12 protein-coding genes are annotated in these 21,362 nt (G+C 36.5%); 2 read left to right on the top strand and 10 right to left on the bottom strand.

The window, feature by feature from the left end:
• The first annotated feature begins 735 nt into the window (after nucleotides 1–735).
• Together DRF65_RS09855 and DRF65_RS09850 are read left to right on the top strand one after the other, a co-directional pair.
• The gene (locus tag DRF65_RS09855) at nucleotides 736–3,639 is read left to right on the top strand and encodes a SusC/RagA family TonB-linked outer membrane protein (protein WP_115970580.1); all 2,904 of its coding nucleotides are present in this window, start codon (nucleotides 736–738) and stop codon (nucleotides 3,637–3,639) included.
• A gap of 16 nt (nucleotides 3,640–3,655) precedes the next feature.
• Complete coding sequence (locus tag DRF65_RS09850; protein WP_115970579.1) at nucleotides 3,656–5,551, top strand: SusD/RagB family nutrient-binding outer membrane lipoprotein; 1,896 nt, start codon at nucleotides 3,656–3,658, stop codon at nucleotides 5,549–5,551.
• Between the two features lie 101 nt (nucleotides 5,552–5,652).
• Here the strand turns inward: DRF65_RS09850 and DRF65_RS09845 are convergent, their stop codons facing one another.
• From DRF65_RS09845 to DRF65_RS09800, 10 genes are all read right to left on the bottom strand, one after another.
• Nucleotides 5,653–6,231, bottom strand: a complete 579-nt coding sequence (locus DRF65_RS09845) for a hypothetical protein (RefSeq protein ID WP_115970578.1) — start codon at nucleotides 6,229–6,231, stop codon at nucleotides 5,653–5,655.
• A gap of 10 nt (nucleotides 6,232–6,241) precedes the next feature.
• A complete protein-coding gene (locus DRF65_RS09840) occupies nucleotides 6,242–6,766 on the bottom strand; it encodes a hypothetical protein (protein WP_115970577.1) in 525 nt (174 codons plus the stop codon).
• Entirely contained in the window at nucleotides 6,763–9,513 is a 2,751-nt protein-coding gene (locus DRF65_RS09835) for a COG1470 family protein (RefSeq protein ID WP_115970576.1), read from the bottom strand. Before DRF65_RS09835 ends, DRF65_RS09840 begins: the two co-directional genes overlap by 4 nt.
• Nucleotides 9,506–10,306: a WxL protein host-binding domain-containing protein gene (locus tag DRF65_RS09830; protein WP_115970575.1), complete on the bottom strand. Its 801-nt coding sequence runs from the start codon at nucleotides 10,304–10,306 to the stop codon at nucleotides 9,506–9,508. The genes DRF65_RS09835 and DRF65_RS09830 overlap by 8 nt, the downstream gene beginning before the upstream one ends.
• A gap of 103 nt (nucleotides 10,307–10,409) precedes the next feature.
• Nucleotides 10,410–10,988 carry a hypothetical protein gene (locus tag DRF65_RS09825; protein WP_115970574.1) on the bottom strand — a complete coding sequence of 193 codons (579 nt, stop codon included), beginning with the start codon at nucleotides 10,986–10,988 and terminating at the stop codon, nucleotides 10,410–10,412.
• Between the two features lie 186 nt (nucleotides 10,989–11,174).
• Nucleotides 11,175–13,520 (bottom strand): phosphocholine-specific phospholipase C, encoded by a 2,346-nt coding sequence (locus DRF65_RS09820; RefSeq protein WP_115970573.1) that lies wholly within the window; start codon nucleotides 13,518–13,520, stop codon nucleotides 11,175–11,177.
• Nucleotides 13,521–13,603: 83 nt separating this feature from the next.
• On the bottom strand, nucleotides 13,604–15,097 hold the full coding sequence (locus DRF65_RS09815; RefSeq protein ID WP_115970572.1) for a SusD/RagB family nutrient-binding outer membrane lipoprotein: 1,494 nt from the start codon (nucleotides 15,095–15,097) through the stop codon (nucleotides 13,604–13,606).
• Nucleotides 15,098–15,116: 19 nt separating this feature from the next.
• Nucleotides 15,117–18,275 (bottom strand): SusC/RagA family TonB-linked outer membrane protein, encoded by a 3,159-nt coding sequence (locus DRF65_RS09810; RefSeq protein WP_115970571.1) that lies wholly within the window; start codon nucleotides 18,273–18,275, stop codon nucleotides 15,117–15,119.
• A 405-nt stretch (nucleotides 18,276–18,680) separates the two neighbouring features.
• The gene (locus DRF65_RS09805) at nucleotides 18,681–20,285 is read right to left on the bottom strand and encodes a BamA/TamA family outer membrane protein (protein ID WP_115970591.1); all 1,605 of its coding nucleotides are present in this window, start codon (nucleotides 20,283–20,285) and stop codon (nucleotides 18,681–18,683) included.
• Between the two features lie 132 nt (nucleotides 20,286–20,417).
• Nucleotides 20,418–21,212, bottom strand: coding sequence for an SDR family oxidoreductase (locus DRF65_RS09800; protein ID WP_115970570.1), 795 nt, complete (start codon nucleotides 21,210–21,212; stop codon nucleotides 20,418–20,420).
• Nucleotides 21,213–21,362: the final 150 nt, after the last annotated feature.

Genomic DNA, 21,362 nt, shown 5'->3' with positions numbered 1-21,362 from the left:
TAACGCGGGAGAGTAGGCCGCCGCCAGTTTTTATTTTATTTTTAAAAATCCTTTATCGAAAGATAAAGGATTTTTTTTTGCTCTATACTCAAGGATCAAAATGCTCAGAGATCCCAATACCCCAATACTCCAATACAATGGGTGATAAGCAATAAGTATTGAATATTATCTAGTATCTATGTTTTGGCTAAAGCCCGTTTCTATTGAATGCTGAGCCTGTAGAATCCCTGATGCTTATTTTCTCTTTACATTGTCTTTATTTTTATCCCTCCATCCTTTATTTTTATCAAGTTATATTTCTGATATCATTGGAATCGTTTGTCTTACTATATTCTGTCATTCTGGAAGGATTATACCCTGTAAATAATATTCATTTTAATGAGTTGCAAGAAAGTTACAATGTAGCAGATCTTCAACGTCTTTGATCTCTACAGGATGCCTAAGGATTACTTGTGAACTAAAGTCTCTACATCTATTCTTCATTGATGATTGTACAGAAATCACCAATTTTTTTTAATACTCATCAAATTCTTTTATTTATTTGCACATTGTTGGTAAGCATTTTTTCATTCAAAAATTTTGTATTTCTATTAAAATTGTAATTCTTTTTTAATTTATAATATCATAACTTTCATTGTTTCAATGATATTTTTGAATTTTATGCTTGTTTTTTATTAGTGTGTTGTTAAATACTGATAAAATATTATATTTGATTGCAAAATATTAAATATAATTATGAATAAAACAATAATTAAGGTGGGGCTCCTTTCAGCTTTATTCTTCTGCTTTACTGAATTGTCTGCACAAAATACAGACTCCACTAAAGTTGGGAAAATTGATGAAGTTGTTGTAACAGCCTACGGAGTTAAAAAGGAAAAAAAGAGCTTGGGATATTCTTTCCAGGATGTAAAAGGTCAAACACTGGTTGATGCCAAAGAAACTAATGTGACCAATGCTTTAGCTGGTAAAGTTGCGGGCCTTCAAGTTGTAAAAGGAGGCTTTGGACCCGCTTCTTCATCAAAGATAAATCTTAGAGGGTTTAATTCGCTTAAAGGAGATAATCAGCCTCTTATTGTTGTTGATGGTGTACCATTGAGTAATAGTGCGGGTTCAAAAGCCAAGCAGAATGATGGTTACTATAATAATGATTTCTGGAATCCGGATTTAGATATGGGAAATGGATTAGCTGATATTAATGCGGATGATATAGAGAGTATCTCTGTTCTTAAAGGAGGAGCTGCTTCTGCATTGTATGGATCCAGAGGGGGGAACGGGGTTATCCTGATCACTACCAAAACCGGGAAGAGAAAAGGAGGACTAGGGATTACTTACTCTACAAGTTTAGGCTTTGAAACTATTTTTATGAAGCCGGATATGCAGCATAGTTTTGGTTTAGGGCTGAATGGGGTAGTAAATTCTGCAACTAGTGATAATTCCAGTTCTTGGGGGCCTGCTTTGGAAGGAGCCAATATGAAAAGTTATGATAATCTGAAAAATTTCTTTAAGACAGGAATAAGCTCACAACACACGTTAAGTTTTCAGGAAAATTTGGGAGAAGGTACCAGCTTATATACTTCAGCTAATTATTTAAATGATAACAGCCAGGTTCCTAACTCTACATTTGAGAGATTCAATTTTATGGCTAAAATGAACTCAAATTTTGGAGTGAATAAAAGATGGACTTCTGAAGTAAAGGTTCAATACATAAGCACAAAAGCCAATAACAGACCTTCAGGAGGTAAAGGAGAAGGTAATTATTATCCTAATATTCTTCTCATGCCCCAAAATATTGATATAAGGGATTATCGGGACGGGCAAACTCAAAATGATATAAAGTCGCGCTGGATTACTCCTAATGGCATCAATCCTTATTGGTCTGCCTATAACAGCCTTAATGCAGATAAGAAGGATCGTTTCCTTTTGAATGGATATCTTAAGTATCAATTTAATGATTGGCTAAGTGGAGATGTAAGAGTAGGTACAGATTTCTATGCTTTAAATGCAGATGCAAGAGTCTGGACTGGCTCTTCAAGAAGAAATTCTTATGCAACCAGTGAAGAAAAGTTTTATGAGAATAATTATATAGCAAGTCTTACAGCCAAAAAAGATAATTTATTTGGGAAATGGGGAGGATCACTTTCAGTCTATGGACAAATGATGGAAAGCAGAACAAAAGCCATGTATTTCAGTACCCAAAATCTAATTGTACCCAATGTGTTTAGCGTAAATAATACAAGTGATATTGCGGGTATTGCTAATAACGAGATCGATTTCTGGAAGAAGATCAACTCTGTATTTGCCTCTGCAGAAATTAATTATGATGGGTATTGGTTTATCAATGCAACAGCAAGGAATGATTGGTCTTCTACACTTATTCTTGAAAACAGATCTTATTTTTATCCTTCTATCAGTACCTCTTTGGTCTTAACTGAAATGTTGAATAAGTTGAATGGAACTACTTCTAAAGTATTAACTTTTGCGAAGCTTCGTGCAGCTTATGCGGTAACCGGAAATTCTCTGAATCCTTACGAGTTGTATAATACCTATAAGCTTGGGGCAGATCCAAGTGGTCATGCTATTCTAGGCCGTAAGAAAATTCTTTATGATCCTAATCTACATGCTGAAAAGCTTAAAACGTTTGAAGTGGGTGCAGATCTTAAATTCTTCAACAGAGTTTCGTTAGACGTAAGTTATTTCAGAAATACTGCCACGGATCAATTAATAGATTTACCTATGAATCCACTTTCCGGATATGAGTACAAGAAAATAAGTTCGGGTGGGCTTAGTAATAGCGGAATTGAAATCGTTGTCAATACAGATATTTTTAAAAAGGAGAATTTTACATGGAATGTAAATGCAAACTTTTCTAAATTAAAGAGTGTGATTGACCGGATTGACGGAGAAGTTGTAAAATATCCTTTGGGAGGTTTTGATAATGTTGGTTTTTTTGCAGAAGTAGGTCAACCTTATGGGTCTATTTATGGAACAAAGTTTTTAAGAGTAGAAGATCCCAATAGCCCTCACTATGGAAAACTTATTGTAGATCTAAATGGTTTACCCAGGGCTACTGCTGAACAATATTATTTAGGTGATCAGACACCGAGAGCTTTGTTTGGAATTACCAATAGTTTTGTATATAAGAATTTCGGAGTTTCGTTCCTTATTGACGGAAGAATCGGAGGAAAATTCTATTCGTCTACCCAATCGGCATTACAGAAAGTTGGGCTTGCTTCTGACACGGCTCCTGGAGGAAGAAGGGATAATTTTGTTCTTGACGCAGTAGTACAGGAAAACGGAGTGTATACAGGTAATACAAAAGAAATTACACAGCAGGATTACTGGACAGCCGTGACGATTGGAAACTTAGGAATTACAGAACAGAATATTTACGATGCCACCAATATCAGGTTAAGAAATATTCAGGTTTCTTATAATTTCCCTAAAAGCATTTTTCAAAAGCTTGCATTGCAAAGTGCTAAAGTTTCCTTTACAGCAAATAATGTATGGATGATCTACAGTAAGGCGAAAGGAATAGATCCTGAATCTGTATTTGCGATCAATTCTAATGCTGTAGGATTTGAAAATCTGGCATTCCCTACTACAAGATCTTACTTATTTTCGATTACATTAGGCTTTTAATATCAATAATAACATTATGAAAAAATATATTTTATCCCTCATTGCATTAGCTGTAATCTGTACATCATGTAATGATTTTGAAGACATCAATAATGATCCGTTTTCCGTAGATATTAATAAGGCAGAACCAGAGTATTTTTTAAACAATTCTATTTTAGGAGCTCAACAGGATCCCAATATTGCAGAACGTACTTTTGTCCTTTATTGGAAAACTGCAGCAAGACAACATCTGACAACAGGAATAGCAGGTGGATCATATGATGATTCCTGGACTGTAGAATACTGGAAGGGAATTTCAGAATGGTTAAATAATGCCAATGCAACTATTGAAATTGCCAATGAAAAGAAAGCAATAGGCCAGGGCAAAGCTCACTATGATAATCTTATTCAGGTGGCCAGAATTTGGAGAGCTTATTTAATGAGTGAGTTTTCTGATAATTTTGGACCACAGCCTATTCAGGCATTTAAAGGAGTAAATCCTGGGTTTAATTCTGAAAAAGAGGTTTACTATTTTATATTAGATGAACTAAAAGATGCAGTAGCTAAACTGGATGTAAACCAACCTGTTCCTTCCAATCCAAATGCTTATGATATGGTATATGGATTTAAATGGGGGCAATGGGTAAAGTATGCCAATTCCATGAGAATGAGAGTTGCCATGAGAATTTCAGAAGTAGATCCGGCAAAAGCAAAAACAGAGTTTGAGGCGGCAGCTAATTCTAATATGTTCATCAGTACCAGTGATGATAATTTTAAAGTTAAAGAAGATACCGGATGGAATCCTTTATCAGGGGTAATGTCCAGGGAATGGAATTCACAGATTTTATCAGCTACTCTTAATAATATGTATATCGGTTTAGGGGGAATTAACTCTACAGATCAATTACCGGCTGCACAGCATACAGCTGTGAAAAATGTTGATTATATTGGTATAAGATATGATGAACAATTCTCCACAATGACCAATGATCCAAGTGCCGGATATTGGCTGGATGGGCTTCCAAACAAAATCGATCCGAGAGCTTATAAAACATTCTATATTCCAGGTGATTTCAACAATCCAATTTATTCCCTTTATCCCACGTATACCAATCAAGCTTCTACTAATAGTGGAGATCTTACATTTGCCAACGGTTCTAAAGTAACAATCAATACGGTAAATACCTGGAATACGACGACAATAGGGAGTTGGGGAGTAAAAGGCCAGAGAAATGGGCTAAGAGGAGTTATTGGATGCATGCCGGCTTTAGGAAAGCAATATAGAGAAGGTAAAAACTTTAGAATTTTCTTTGCAAGCTGGGAAACTTATTTCCTGATGGCTGAAGCGGCACTGAAAGGATGGGCAGTTCCAATGAGTGATGATGCGGCCTATAATAAAGGAATCCAGGATAGCTTTGCCTATAATGGAGTATCCCAGTTTTATACTCAGTATATTACCTCAACGGATTATAATCGTGATGGAACTTCTGTTGCTTATACTCACATTACAGAACCGGGAACCTTCCATACCATGAATTATAAAGATCCTTCCACAGGAAATATGGTTTCTGTTGATATTAAATATCCGGTAAATACTATTTACAAAAACGGGTCGGTGAAAAATGATAAGCTTACGAAAATCATTACCCAAAAGTATATTGCCAATATGCCATGGCTTCCATTGGAATCCTGGAGTGATCAAAGAAGACTGGGATTACCTTTCTTTGAAAATCCTGCGGTAGAAACGCCATTGGTTAATTTACCTAACTTGAATTCAGGAAATTATATGACAAACTCTATTCAGAATTTTCCGCAACGGTTAAGATATCCAAGTACCTTCCGAAATACCGATCAGGACGGGTATACGAAAGCAGTACAGCTATTGGGTGGACAAGATGCTGTACTTACGCCTCTTTGGTGGGCGAAGCACTAATTTGACTATATTAAAAAATAACCCTTTCTGAATATTGGAAAGGGTTATTTTTTTAATATAATGATAAACTCTAAGGTTATTATCCTCAATGATCTGTTGCATCAGTTGGCAACTATCGTGAAAACTACTCGTGCACTATAGGTGCTGGCGGGAATTGTAACAGAAACACCGGATATCTGAGTATTTACTACAATTCCTGAATATGTGATGTGATTACCAATACCTAAAAGCCCGCTGAAAGTTATTGTTGATAAGGTGACATCTGTTGCCGATGATATGGGTATATAGGTAGTACCTCCATTAATACTAACCGTACAACCAAGACAAAGACCAGATATACTGGCAGTTCCACCAACTCTTTTGGCAGACAGCCCCAGGGAACTGTGCCAGGGATTGGAAACATAGCGCATCGTGATTTTTGCTCCTGAACTTGAAAGTAATTTAATAACGGAGTCAGGTATTGAACCGGATAATACTATTTGATTCGGTGCAGTATTGGCACTATTATCATAAATTCCTGAATAGTTATTACCCGCTTCAGTAATAGCAGGTATATTGGCAGTCCAGTTTCCGGTGACATTTACTACCTGTCCCTTTACATAGCAACTGATTATTAAAAGAGAAATATATAAATATCTTTTTAAGATAATTTTTTTAAGAGAGTTATTATTCATGTTCATGGTTCAGGTTTTACTCTGTGATGGTATAGACAATGGTAAGCGCTGTACTGGGCCGTGCAGATAAATCTGTATAGGTACTGGGAACTAGGGAAATGGTAAGCATATGCCCGTTATTGGCTCCATTACCAGTATAAGCCCCTCCAATACCACTAATGATGGTAACAGGTGTATTGGTAAGAGTAACCTGAGCAGAAGGAGTTCCTAAGGTGCCACCACCAGCTCCGGATGCTGCCGCTGCCTGCAGTCTGATATTGACTCCCTGAATGAGGGTGCCACTAATTGCTGCTGTAATTCTCCTGGTAAGTCCTCCCGAAGTAATTGCAGAAGTATAGTTAATCCATTTTGTGGTATTTGGCGTTGGATTACCAATAGGATTTCCGGCTTCAGTAGGTGCTGTAAAGTTTAATGTAATATTTCCTGTTGGCTCTACATCCATTAAGGTCACAACAGGTAAAGTTAAAGTCACATTTGCCTGAGAATACAATAAACCAGAAAAAATAAAAGAGGTTAATAATAAGGAGCGCTTCAAAATCATTTCTTATTTTTTATTTGATTATATCCTACTTTTAAGGATTCCTGCTGATACTTAATTTCTATCTGTTGTTTAACAATCTGGATGCTGAGTTTTTTTGTTTCTGAAGGGTTTAAAGTAAATTGAAATTTATCATTTGAAATTTTATAACGTTTGTCAAGACCATTTCTGTACAGTTTGATAACCCACTCTCCCGGTCGCAGATAAGTGAAATCAAAATCTTCTCCTATAAAACAAATTTTACGATAGGTCTGCTCATTGCTGATTGCTTCTACAATGATGCTTTCTCTTTTGTTTCTGCCTTTCTTAGCTTGGAATGTTTCAATATCCGTTTGTTTTTTTTCTTCTGTTTCAGAAAGTTGAATAGACCCCTGTATACTCGCTGCTGTAGTTAACCCAAAGTTAAAGATGTTTTCTTTGTTATTGAGAGGCAGTGTTGCAGGAAGAATAACCGTCGGGATGTCATTGATCTCTGTGGTAGAACGGTCTATTTCGAGGAAATAATTACCAGGAATAACGTTTTTAAAAATATAATTTCCTTCTTTGTCCGTAACAGATAAATAACTGCCCATCATTAATCTTATCCCTTCCGTTTTTTTGATACCAAGATTACTTACATTTCCGGATAACGAGACATACTCGGCTGTTCTTTGTACGGGGATATTAGGTCGCCATGTATACCGAATTGAGAATATGAAATCCTTGTCTCCTATTTGCCCTCTTTGTAATGCATATCTTCCCGAAAGGTCAAGCTCATTTCCCGGAAATAGCTGCTGGTGAAACAGGAGCTCAAATAAATTCCGGTCTTTAAAGTATTCTTCGGGAATATAATTGTTTTGATAAAATACACTTAAACTGGTTTTGTCAGAGAATTTACTGAAAACCCTTGCACCGTAATAGAATTGTTTTTGATTTAGTAATTGATATCTGGAAGTGATGGCATAGCTCCCAAAAAGGGTGAAAGAGGTTTTGAATTTTTCAAATGATAAATTAGCTGAGTATAAACTTGAATTCCCGCTGAAATCTGTCAGATAATTATCTGTTTTTCCGAATTGTCCTTCAACGTTAATCTGAAATATCCCGATCTGCTGATCTACAGAAACTCTGAAAAAGCGTTCATAATAATCAAACTGTTTAGGTTCTAAACGATCCTGATATTTTTGGTATCCATTATTAAATATTATAAAACCGTTGGACAGATATTTATACTGTATTCCATATTGGAAATATTTTCTGTAGGGAGCGGCCAGAAATAAGGTATCTCTCTGAAAATTTTTGGCATCCTGCATATAGTTGGCAAAAACATTGATCTTCTTCGATAGCCTGTACTGGATACTTCCGCTGAAGGTGTTGGTATTGGTAAAGTAACCGGCAAATTCAGGGCTTGCTTTCATATACATCAAATTCCCGTTGAACTTTGTAAAATTGATTTCAGCCTGTGCCATATAAGCTGTTCCCTCATTTTTCTTGGTTGTACTGTAAGCAAATTCCCCGGAAAGGTTGATATTCTTCGAAATTTTAAATTTTCCTTTAGTATAAGGTAGGTGAGCTTCAGTGTCTAATCTTGTGCTTCCAAAATCAACGTTTTCCGTTATAGGAGTTTTGTAAAGATATCCGACTGAAATTTCAGACTCCTTGCGGATTTTAAATGCTGAGTAGATATTAAATTCATCTTTAATATCTCTGAAAAACCGGGGATGATTATAAAAACCACCCAGACTTACCTTATTAAAATCATACCGGATTTCTGCACCACGGCCATATCTTGCAAATTCAGTTAAGTACGAGGAAGAATATGTTTTATCACCCAAATGAATGAATAAATTATCTCTTTTATAATTCACAAAATACTCCTCATACTGAGTGAAAGTATTTAGCTCTATTGGATTATGTGTGACAGCATGAAATTCAATCTGATTTTTATTTTCCTTATCCAAACTTCCTTTACCATAAATCTCACCCTGAAAGCCATCATGATAGATCCCCATATTCTTCATCCCGATAAAGGATAGGGAAGCAGCAATAGGAAGCCTGTGGTATATATCCATATTGGCAGGCTTCACGGATATAACCTGAGTACTGATATAGGCAGTCTGGTTTTCTTTAGGGTTTTCTTTAGAATATACCGAAAGATTTAGATTTTGAAATTCATTTTGACCCAGTTCCGGACTGGTCTTTTTATAGATGGAAATCACTTTGGATTCATTAGGTCCCAGAGTGATGGAGGAGGCATGATCAATGGTTGCATTTTTACTTTCCAGAATAAGATTTTCCGTTACATTTCCATTATTTTTTACAAGAAAAGAAACATGAATGGTTTCTCCTGACCTTGTAAACTCAGGTGAATCCAGTACGGTAAGGGAAAGATTTCTATTTGCAGAAACTGTAATTTGTGAAACCTTTGTAAGAGATATTCCATTGGAACGATCAGTTATATTTAAAATGACAGAATAGTTACCTTGTGTAGCTTCTGCTGAAATACGTAAAGGAACAAGATATACAGAAGCTTCATGGGGCGGGATCTGAGATTCTCCTTTTACCAGGATGGGAGAGATAAGCGGACTTGAAGTGGTAACTGAAATATCATATACTTTATTTTCAGATGAATTATTTTGAAGACTAAAGGGAATAGAAGTAGACATCCCCGGCATTAAGCTATCTTTTTTACTGGCCAATCGGTGAGATTGATGTTGAGAAAAAGCAAATAGCGGGAATAATATAATAATAAATTGTGTCCAGGTTTTAATCATTTTTTACTTCTAATTCCACATTGAGCGCAAATGCGTTCTCATCTTCATCCGTTGCTATTACAGTAGCCTTGTACTGAGCAGAGGGCACTTTACTGATATCAATATAAAATGTTTTGGAAGTAGAAGGCAGCAATCCCATCGTTAAACTTGAAAAAGTGCCTATCTTTTCTCCTGATTTACGATTATAAATTTCAATAGATGCTGTGGGCTTACAATAAAGATTTCCATGATTGGCTATTGCAATTTTTACAGTTTGCTTTCCTTCTTCTTTTTCTACTTTGATATTTTCGAATGTAAGGTCCGGTTTGGCCTTTTCTGTGTCATAATCTGTAATCACCTGAATAGCATACCGTATAACAGAGGTAATGCTTACTCCAGGCTGTTTATCACTGGGTTTTATATCATCTACAGGTTCTACAATGATCACACTCCAGTAGCTGCCTGGATCTATTACCTGATCGGGAATGGTAATTTCATAAAAAACTTCTGTTTTTTCTTTACCCTTCAGTGTTACTAAATTTGTATTGAGTTTTATCCAGTCGCCATTGGTTCTTTTTTGGGTATGCAATGCCGCGTAATTAATCGTTCCGTCAGCGTGATAAGTAAAATCCTGTAAAAATAATTTTACACTCTGAGGATTGGCCCCTGTATTTTCAATGGCTATTTTTCCTTTGTAAACTTGTCCGTTTTCTACTTTATAGGAATGCGTAAGCCCGTTAAGAACCACAATGCCGGCATGTAAAATACTGAACTGCAAAATCATAGTGATTAAAAAAAGAATACGCTTTATCATTATGTAGGTTGGGAGTTTTATAATTAATCATACAAAAACAGGAAGAAACTGAGATCCAATTTCTTCTTGTCTTTGAAATATAGAATTGAATTTTATTTAAATACTAGTTATCTGATATTGTATAGGTAACAGTAGCTGCAGTAGTTGCTGTTGCCTGAAGATCAGCATAAGCGGCAACACCGCCAGGTCCACTTCCTGCAGCAAGAGCATAAGTCAGGTTATGACCATTATTTGCCCCATTTCCTGTATAGGCACTTCCGATACCGGAAATAATAGTCTGATCGGCAGCGCTTAACGTTAAAAGGCCTGCAGATGTTCCCAAAGTACCACCTCCTGAGCCGGTAGCTGCAGCAGCAGTTACGTGAATATCTACTCCAGGAATGATAGCATTAACCTTTACACTTACGTTACGGGTAGGATCTGCAACAGATTTTATAGAAGAATAGTTAAGCCATAAAGTAGTATTGGCGGCACTTGCTACAACAGGGTTTCCTGCTTCTGTAGGGGCTGCGAATCCTAATGTTATATTTTTCGTAGCAGCAGGTTCAATATCTACCAGGGCAACTTCAGGGATAGAAATAGTAATTGTATGGCCATCCGTATTTGTGTCCTGAGCACTTAAGTTGCCGGATATAGCAGCTGCAATAAAAGGCATTGCAATAGTTAATTTTAATTTAGTCATGATCTTAATATTAGTTAAGTGAAAATAATAAAAATCAACAAATTATGAAATAAATATATAATAATTTTTATATTGTTGATTATTTCTCTTTCGTAATGTAATATAATTGAAAAATATTTCACTTTTCATCTGTAAAAAATCCAGTACAAACGTACAGGATTTATAATGCTTTATAGTAAAAATAATTTATGCCCAGTGTGGATCTGAAACAGAGACCCTTCCTGTTTCTAGTCTTCCTGCAAAATGCCAGATATGTTCGTTTAGGGTCACTTTTAGATCATACCAGCCTTTAAATCGATTAAGATCAATGACTATTTTCTGCTCCTGTTTCAGGATAGATACTGTTTTTTTATTTTTTTCATATAGATCTTCCAGAATAATATTTCTTTTATTACCGTTTTTGATAATCAGTTCAATCTGACCCTTTGAAGGATTATTAATTAAAATAACCTCTGATTCCGAAACTCCATTCCCTTTAAATTTCCGGAAGAAACCGTTTGGACCGAAAACTTCATAATCATAACCTCCTGTTTGTACAGTAGAGTGAGATAATTCCTGACCGGAATATAATGCATAAGAAAAATAATAATGACTGCTATTGAATTGGGTTCTGTCATAAAGATGAAGAGGAACACCATTTTCCTTTAAGTTAGCCATTGTAATCTTGCCATCTTCAATATTTACGTGGAAGTTATAAGGAAGTGGGTTAGAAGGTTTCAACCCTTTTTCCTGGATTTCCAGTAATTCATTCTTCAGTTCATTCTCAGAATACCATTTTAGTTGGGGAACAGGCTTATTTTTGGCTGCATTAATGGTTTTAGCATAATCTTTCTGATCCAGATAATCCATTTGTGGGGCAGCCTTGATATCAGGAGAATTAAAGGCGGAAATAAGATCACCACAAACAGCTCTTCTCCATTCGCTGATATTGTCTACATGAACATTTTTATTGAATTTCTTCATAACGAATTTCTCGAGAAACTGTAGAACAGAAGTATGGTCTGAGACTTCAGAATTTACAAAACCACCTTTCGTCCACGGAGAAGCAATAATCATAGGAACCCTGTAGCCAAGCCCTACTGTTCCTTCTGCTTTTTCATAATTCTTTAAGGTAGGATCAGACATATATTCTTGGGCTTTATCCACATATTCCACACCACTTTTTCCGTTGATATCAACAGGCTGGCTTGGATTCAGCGGAGGAGCAAAAGGAATAACGTGGTCGAAATAACCGTCATTTTCATCATAATTGATAATGAAGATTGTTTTTTTCCACATTTCCGGGTCTTTGGTCAGAATATTCAGAACTTCAGAAATATACCACGCTCCATACCATGGCGAACCGGGATGATCTGAGAAGTGTTCAGGGGCTACCAGCCAGGAAACCAACGGAAGCTTTTTCTCCTCCACATCTTTACGGAACTGAAACATAACATCACCCTTTGGAACAACCAGTCTTTCTCCGTTTTCGTCCTTTCCGATTTCCAGATTATGATAATCCGGATCATTTGAATTGGTGGTAAAAGCCTTTTCATGAAGGTTTTTCTCCATTGGAGAAAGCTTTGAATAATTATCCGGATGATATTTTACCTGATCTTCCTGAAGCTCTGCAATGATTTCTTGCAGCCTTTCTTTCTGAGCAGGCTTTTTCAGAATTTCCTGTTTCAGGGAAGCAATCATGTCAGGAATATGCTGATAATATCCTTTTGAAAATTTGACATTATATTTTGAAAACCATTCAATCGGATTATCTGTAAAGTTACTCAGCCATGCTTCCTGCTCACCGGATAAACCTTTGGGAAGACTTATTTCATTCTGATAAATACGCCACGATACATTTTGTTCCTCTAAAATTTCAGGGAAGCTTTTCCATTTTGCCTGTCTGGCTTTATCATAATCAATATCATCATTTACAACATTTGCTTTAGATTTACCGTTTTGCTGTTCTCTAAGAGTTCCTGACCAATGGAAAAGCCTGTTAGGCGTAGTTCCTGTCATTGAAGAGCAGAAATATTGGTCAAATATGGTAAAAGCATCCGCAAGCTGGTAGTAAAACGGAAGGTCTTCGCGATTGTAGTATCCCAGGGTAAGAGGAATATTTTTATAATTTTCATTACCTGAAGCTTTAGCCTGAAGCCATTGGTCATACTTCCCTTTATTGAATGCCAGTTGCTGATTTTCCCATGAATGGGGCAGTGAACTCATCCAGGTTGATTTGGTATTTCTCAGATCCAGGCGGGCTGGAGCAGCATATTTTCCGGTATTTTCCTTTTGGAAAAAGGCAGAGTGCCCATCCTGTTTGATGAAAGTTCTTTTATCCAGAAATCCCCGAACCCCTTTAAGAGTTCCAAAGGCATGATCAAACGAACGGTTCTCCTGCATCAGAATAACAACATGTTCTGCGTCATAAAAGGTAGACTGTGCAGCCGGTTCTATCGCTAAAGCCTTTATGATAGCAGGGTGTAAGATACCGGAGGTTCCTAATCCTGCTAATAAAATACTTGATTTTTCTAAAAATTCTCTTCTGTCCATGATCAATCGTAATAAGAAAGAAACCGCAAGTTAATAGGATTTTCCTGCGATTTCTTTGTTGGATATAAAAATAAATAAGATTTCTATTGTAGCCACCAGGGTTTGGAGTCGATATTATCATCTCCTCCATACTGAGCTGTAAGGGCAGCCTTTAAATTTGTGCTGTTATAGCTGTATTCAGATTGAGGATACCTGAATCTGAAAGGCGCGGGAACACCAGGTTTTAAAGGGTAATTGGGATATCCTGTTCTCAAATAATCATAATAAGAAGTCCATTGTGACTGATGGAACATGGTCATGTATTTCTGAGTGATGATTTTTTCTACCTGTTCCTGTAATGGTGCAGAATCATTGTATACGACGAGAGGAGTGGCCAGATACTGGTTCACATTAAAACCTGTGAAATATTGTCCTGGATTTTTCACATACGTCTGATAGAAACTGAAACTTGCCTTGATGGCATTATCATAATGATTTTTTGCAGATCCCGAGATCCATCCTCTGGCGGTTGCTTCTGCCAGGATAAACTCCAGCTCAGAATAGCTCAAAATTGAAGATGGTTCGTTAGTAGGATCTTTATAGAAACGGTCATTTACTTTGGAGATATTTTTTGCCGTGATCAATTTTGCATTATCAGAATAAGGAGAAACAGGATCTCCTCCATTGTATCCGGTAAAATCTGTAATTGCTTTTCCTGCTTCTTTGGCACCGGTAGTTTGGGCTGCAAAAGTAAACAAACGAGGATCCTGTCTGTCTTTAAACAAATTAATGAAGTAATCTGCCATATATAAGCTGGATCCATATCCACTGTTGTTGAACATTGTATAGCGGCTGTCTGCAGCATCTGCAAATTTAAGTTCACCATTGTCTGAGATAGAAGTCATCAAAGGCTGGCTCCCTGCAATAGATGCAAATTCTGTTGCAATATTATAACTTCCAACTGTTGTTTTTTTAGATAATGTGATCAGGATTTTCAGACGGAATGAATTGATCAGTTTTTTCCATTTTGAAGCATCACTGTTGAAGACAATATCACCTTCAATTTTATCATTGGTATTGATCAGATCATTAGCTTCTTTTAATTCTGATAAAATTCCGGACATTACAACATCCTGGCTGTCATACTTTGGCTGTGTAATTCCTGATTCTCCTTTTATAGCTTCAGAATAAGGAATACTTCCCACTTTTAAGCTTGTATTAAAGAAATGATAGGCCCTTAAGAATTTACCGATAGCCACATAGTTTTTATTCTTGATTTTCTCCGCTTCTTGCATCATTTTTACAGTGTTCAAAAGCGCTTTAGAGTACACTTCAAAAGAGGTTTCGTTCCATTTCATGTACTGGTATTTATTTTCCCCGTCTGTACCGATCATCATTCTGGAAGCATACATATTGTCACCGTCCACCTGGAAGGTAGCTTTGGCAGCATAGGTTAAAAGATATTTTGGATCAACGCTGGCCTGATCATTCGGGTTGTCATTGATCTTATCAAGATTAGATTCACATGAAGCTAATGTCAGGAGACCTGCGGTGAATACAGATTGTATAAGTCTTCTGACCTTTATATTATTTTTCATTGTATTGACGTACTTTTAATTAAAACTTAAGATTAAATCCGATTCCGAACCATCTGCTGGAAGGATCCTGAATGTCATTCGTAATGTCATCTTTTCTGCCTGTTTTGATTTGGAAATCAGGATCAGAATAAAGATTTTTGGATTTTTTCCACATTGCAAGATTATAAGCAGAAATATTGGCGGTAAATCCTTTGATCATTCCTTTTGGATTCAGCAAAGAAGAGAAATCATATTCCAGAACTACTGATCTCAGCTTGATAAAAGTTCTGTCGAAAACATTTGCAAACTCTTTACTTTCATCTTGCGTAACCCTTGCCTGGTAGGGATAGTTCTGTGCCCAGTCCTGGAAACTGATAGGTTTGGTATGTGAAGTATAAAGACCTGTTTCCGGATTATAGTTTACCCCGTCCGGTACAAAATAATAAGTTCCCGGCTTAGCATATTCAAGATCTCTGTAGGCTATAGAATTCGGATGTTTTCCTCCCCACCACATTTTTTCGACCACCTGAGATCTCATGATACCACCAATACTTCCATCGATTCCGATGTTCAAGGATAATTTTTTATACTTGAAAGTGTTGTTGAAACCAAAAGTCCAGTCCGGATTGAAATGACCTAAGTTACTTGGAGCATTGGCTCTGGTTGGCATTCCTGATTTAGCATCGAGAATTACATGTCCGTCCGGAGATTTTTGCCATGTATAATCATAATAGCTGTCCATTCTTTCTCCTAACTTGATATTGTTATAGTTAGGCATGTTATCATAAATAGAAGTCAGCTTTTGCTCATAAGTACTCCAGTTGATTAATGTCTTCCACGTGAAATCCGAAGTCTTTATAGGAACCATTCCCAGGGAAATTTCGAATCCTTTTGTCGTATATTCGTTACCATTCACATACTGAGAACTGAAACCTGATGATTCAGCACTTGGGAACTCGAGAATATTATTGTAATCCAGAGTTCTGAAGTAAGTAGCATCTAAAGTAATCCTGTTTTTGAATAAACCGGCACTTAATCCCAATTCGTAAGACTTTGTCTGTTCAGGTTTTAAACTGTTTTCAATATTCAGGATGGTAGGATAAAGATAGGTTGGGTTACCGTTAAAACTGATCCCTTTATTATTCGCATAGTAATTTTTGATCGAGTAAGGCTGGAAATCATAGGCTACTTTTGCCCATGAAGCGGAAAGTTTCAGCATATTGACTGCTTCCGGCATTTTAACAAGATTGGAGATTACTGCACTGATGGATGCAGAAGGATAGAAGTAAGATCTGTTAGCCTTAGGCAGAGTAGAAGACCAGTCATTACGTCCGGAAAAGTTGATGAAGAAAGCATTGTATAATCCAATGTCAATCGTAGAATAAACACTGTAGATCAGCTTTTCCTTCAGGTAAGTGTACTTTTTAATTGCTCCGATGGAGTTTTCAAAGTTGTAGAGTTCAGGAACTTTTAAGCCATCAGTAGACGTTTCATTGTTATTGTTTTTATAGTAAAATGTTGAACCTCCGGCATTGACTGTAAAGTCAAAATTCTCAGATATTTTTTTCTTGTAAGTTGCCAATACATCATAGTTCAGATTCCATGTTTTCAGATCTTTTACAATATATCCGCCACTTCTTGGGGCGCTGTAATTGAAATAAGAATAGGGGCTGAATATTTCGGTTTTGCTATGATTTTCAACCAGGGAAATTCTGCCTTTTACAGAGAAATCCTTTGTTGCCTTATATTCCAATCCTGTTTGGGCATTAATGATGCTGGTTCTGTTTTGATTTTTATAATATTCAGCTCCGAACCACGGATTGTTGTACCATGCATAATTCCAGTTAGCCTGTGCTACACCTTCTTTTCCTGGAACCCACATGTGATTCTTTAAAGCTCTGCCGTCTACGTCACCTCCCATCCAGATCAGGATAGTATACATGTGTCCGCTTGGGTTATATTCGTAATTGGGAACGTTAGGAGTGAAAGCCTGATTGTAGTTGAATTTTGTATCAAAGATGAGTTTATCTCCCAGGTGATTTTCAGATGAGAAATTGATTCCATATTTCTGCAGATAAGAATTAGGGACTCTGTCATCATAATTCATGAAGTTCCCCGAAAACCTATATACATCTTTATTATTTCTATAACTGATTGCAAAATTATTGTTATTGATAATAGATGGCTTTAAAAAAGTATCCAGGTTATCATGGAATTTCCAGTCAATTGGGACTCTTTCGTATCTTGCTTTATCATTATACTGAGTGTCGGTTACTGCACCATACCAGGGGATAATCTGGCCGGTTGTTTTATCTCTGATAGGGCTGTTCCATTGAGCAATCTGCAGGCCGGGAACGAATTTTGGTCCCCAGATCATATCTCCGTCATTAACACCACCGTCAGCACCATCCCAGAATTCGTATTTTCCATGAGAACCGTTTCCATATTCGGTCTGAGTTTTTGGAAGATTGGTAAAGCCTCCGGTAATCATTGTATTTTGAGAAAATTCTACTGAGAAACCTTTCTTCTTTGCATTTTTTGTAGTAATCAAAATGGCGCCGTATCTTCCTCTTGAACCATACAGAGCAGATGCTGTTGCCCCTTTCAGTACATTGATATTTTCAATATTATTAGGATCTAAATTCTGAAAAACTTCCTTTTCTACAATTACTCCATCAATTACAAATACCAGATTGGAATTCCCTCTCAATGTAAACTGAGGTGCCTGCTGCATTCCCGTAGGGTTGGAAACATTCAGACCAGCTACCTGTCCTGAAAATAAATTTCCAATGCTTGGAGTTGTAATTGTTTCAAACTGTTTAGTTCCAACCTCCTGTGTAGAATATCCGATCTTTTCTTTTTTCTTAGCGATTCCCAGAGCAGTAATAACTACCCCTTCAATCTGTTTTTCATTGGTTTTCCTTAAAACAACAGAATATTGTTTTTTTGAGGAAACTTCCACAGTATAAACGGGAAAATCGGGTGAAAAGAATTCAAGAATATCTTTAGGATTAGCAGAAATGGTAAAATTCCCATTTTCATCTGTTGTAGCGGTTTTTCCTGTGTTCTTATCGGTAATATTTACCCCTGAAACACTGCTGCCATTTTCAGATTTTACATTTCCGGAGATGCTAATTTCCTGAGCTGTAATATATAAGGGAAGTAAAAAAACAGCAAACGTAGCTAGAGTTTTCTTCATTTTTTTTGAAAGCAAATTTAGCAGTGCACTATTACCTGAATTTTACGGCCATATTAAAATAAAAATACGATTTATATATGTTTAAACAGAAATAATTAATAAAATGGTAAAATAAGAAGAGTCTGTCGTATAGCTGTTTTTGCTTTATTATTGGGGCTGGAAGCTGGGAGTCAGAGGCTGGGGGTTGTTCACGTTTTCAAAATAACTGGAGCTTTTTCTATTAGCTTCTGGTAATGGAGGAATTTTTAAATTATACTGCTATAAGCTGGAAGTAAGAGGGTGCGACTTTCTTGAGCTCAGAAAATAATTGGAACATATTCCATTAGCTTTTTATCACAAGGCTGCTACTCAAAATAGTAACCTTACAGTAACTTCAAGCTTCCCGGATCCTGCTTCCATTCTCTGTTAAAATCTACTCAGAATTCCCCAGTGGATTTTTATATCATTGAATTTGAAAGGATTTCCAAACTCATTACCATTCGACAGCTGAAAGCTCATCAGCCCGATCGGGATGAAGAAATTAAAACCGAGTCCGACACTATAAAGCTTAGGCTTTACATTCAAAGATTTATTATTGAGCTGGCCATACTGTCCAAAGAGGTCAAAGAAAGCCTGATTGCCTATGAGATACCGGTATTCTAAACTTCCGTAATAATAAAAATCGGCGGCGAGGGAATTTTCATTAAACCCCCGCATAGAATTCCATCCTCCGAAGCGGTAAAGTTCATTGGCAGAAAACTCTATCTTAGAATCCATCATGGCCCCTTCCCCTTTGATATTGAGGAAGTGGTTTCCTGAAATATGGTAATTATGCTCACCGGAGAAATAGAACTGATTTTGGGCAGCCTTTATATTTCCTTTGGTATAGGTAGTTGTCAGATAATCATATGCGGCAGTGATCTTTGTTTTGTGAAGAAAAAGATCAATATCGGTAGGTTCAGTCATTTCAAACCAGATCCCGATCCCTTTTTTGTTGTAGTCTTTCCCTATGGCGTACAAAGAATCTATAACGGTAGAAGTTTCCAATGTTGCACGAAGACCAAGTTTATTACGGTTATTGATGTGGTAGTAAAAAGCAGGAAGGAATTTTACGTTGGCAAAGGTAGAATCCTGTCTGTAGATATTCACCTTTGTATTCATTCCGATATTAGATTTAAAAAGATAAGGAATGTCTACCTGAAGATCAAAAGTCTGTCCTTTATCAGGGTTTCTCTGCCAATAGAGATTGATCGCCTCAAATCCATTGAACATATTTCTGAAATTCACATTCATCGTCCCGTTTAAAGTGAATTTTTCAGACTTATCATTTCCAAAACCGATCACCCCATCAAAGGTATTGGTCTTTTTCTTCTGCAAAAACAGATATATATTGGTAGAATCTTTGGTAAATAAGGTCTGAGGCTGCCGGTCAAGCATAACAAAAGGATGACTCTGAAAGCTTTTGTTGATAGCTAAGAGGTTTTTGTCATCATAGTTTTTGCCTTTGAATTCTTTTTCAAGATTTTTAATAAACCTTTGTGGAACCTTATCATACCCTTTTACAACAAATCCGTTGATCGTTCTTTTATCATTTTTATTGATATCAAGTTCTACAACCGGATATCCGTTTTTCTGTCCTTTGTATTTTGATTTGATCCTGCTGAAAGAATATCCCTCATCAATATAATTTTTATTGATGCTCTTCTTGGTGGAATCTAAATTTTTAGTAAAAAAATCTTTCTGAATTTTAAGTTTCTGAACAATAGAGTCGGAAAGATTTACATAGCTTTGATTAAAGTTTTTTCCTTTGTCAAAGAAAATTTCTGTACTGTCGCCTTTTATTTTTACCTCCTTCAGTTGGGTGAAAAAGTAATTGTTTTGAGCCAGAGAGTCCAGAAATTTTACTGCAGACGTGGAATCCTTTACTTTTTTTCTGACCTTGGTTTCCGTATCGATCAGCCAATACTGTTTTTTCTGCGCTTGTATAAAAACGCAGAACAGAACAAAAAATATTTTTAAAAGTAACTTCAAATTGCCATTCTGAATATAAATTGAAGGCTTGTGAACATCGTTCAAAAGCGAATAAAGAACCGCATAAAAATACAAAAAGATTCTTCACCGCATTTCATTCCGTTCAGAATGACAATGCGTTCTATCAATCAACTAATTTTTATCCAGTTTATTATATTTCTTCATTAAATTCTCATAAACACCCTGCGGAAGAATCCATTTTAGCGGAACTCCGATTTTCTGCCCGAATTTACCAAAATAATAATGAGCTTTCCATTTATTCTTTCCTAAAAGTTTCTCAATATATTCTGCTACTTCCAATGGTTCAGTTCCTTCATCCACATGGGAGTTCATCAGAGCATAGACTTTATCAAAAACATTTTTATATGGCTGAGAAACCTGAGCAATCACTCTGTTTTCTGCAATATTCGTTTTAATATCACCCAAATGCAGAGAGCATACCTCAATATTCCAAGGGTAAACTTCGTATCTCATGGCTTCGGTTACTTTATCCAAAGCTGATTTTGAAGCGGAGTAAAATCCACGGAACGGCAGTCCCATTTCACTTCCGATGCTGGATACATTAATAATTTTTCCGAATTGGTGTTCACGCATCTTCGGAAGAACAGCACTCATCATCTGAACAGGGCCGGCAAGATTTAAGCTGAAAAGTTTTAGAATATCTTCTTTGGTACAATCTTCTACAGCCCCTACCATGCCCATTCCTGCATTGTTGATGAGAACGTCTATTCTGGTTTCAGTTTTCAAAACTTCTGCCATGGCATTCTGTACAGCGGAATTATCAGTAACGTCCGTAGGGATAGATTTGAAGTATTGGCTTTCTGTATATTTTCGGCTCAAACCATATACGTTGTGCCCTTTTTTACCAAAGTATTCGGCCAAAGCAAATCCAATTCCTGAAGAGGTTCCTGTGATGATAATGGTCATTTAATTCGTATGATTTTTTATTGTTTCATTTTTCTTACCCATCAATCACTGTTTTTCGATTGTCTGTGAGTACGAAAATCTATTTTCAGCAAATGTAAAAAAAGAAAAGAGAAGTCTGTAATTTATTAACCCCGAATACTTCTGCAGGAA

It is taken from the genome of Chryseobacterium pennae (genome assembly GCF_003385515.1).
GTDB classification, from domain to species: Bacteria; Bacteroidota; Bacteroidia; order Flavobacteriales; family Weeksellaceae; genus Chryseobacterium; species Chryseobacterium pennae.
The sequence above is the reverse complement of the archived record's forward strand: the minus strand, read 5'-3'. Positions and strand labels throughout refer to the sequence as shown.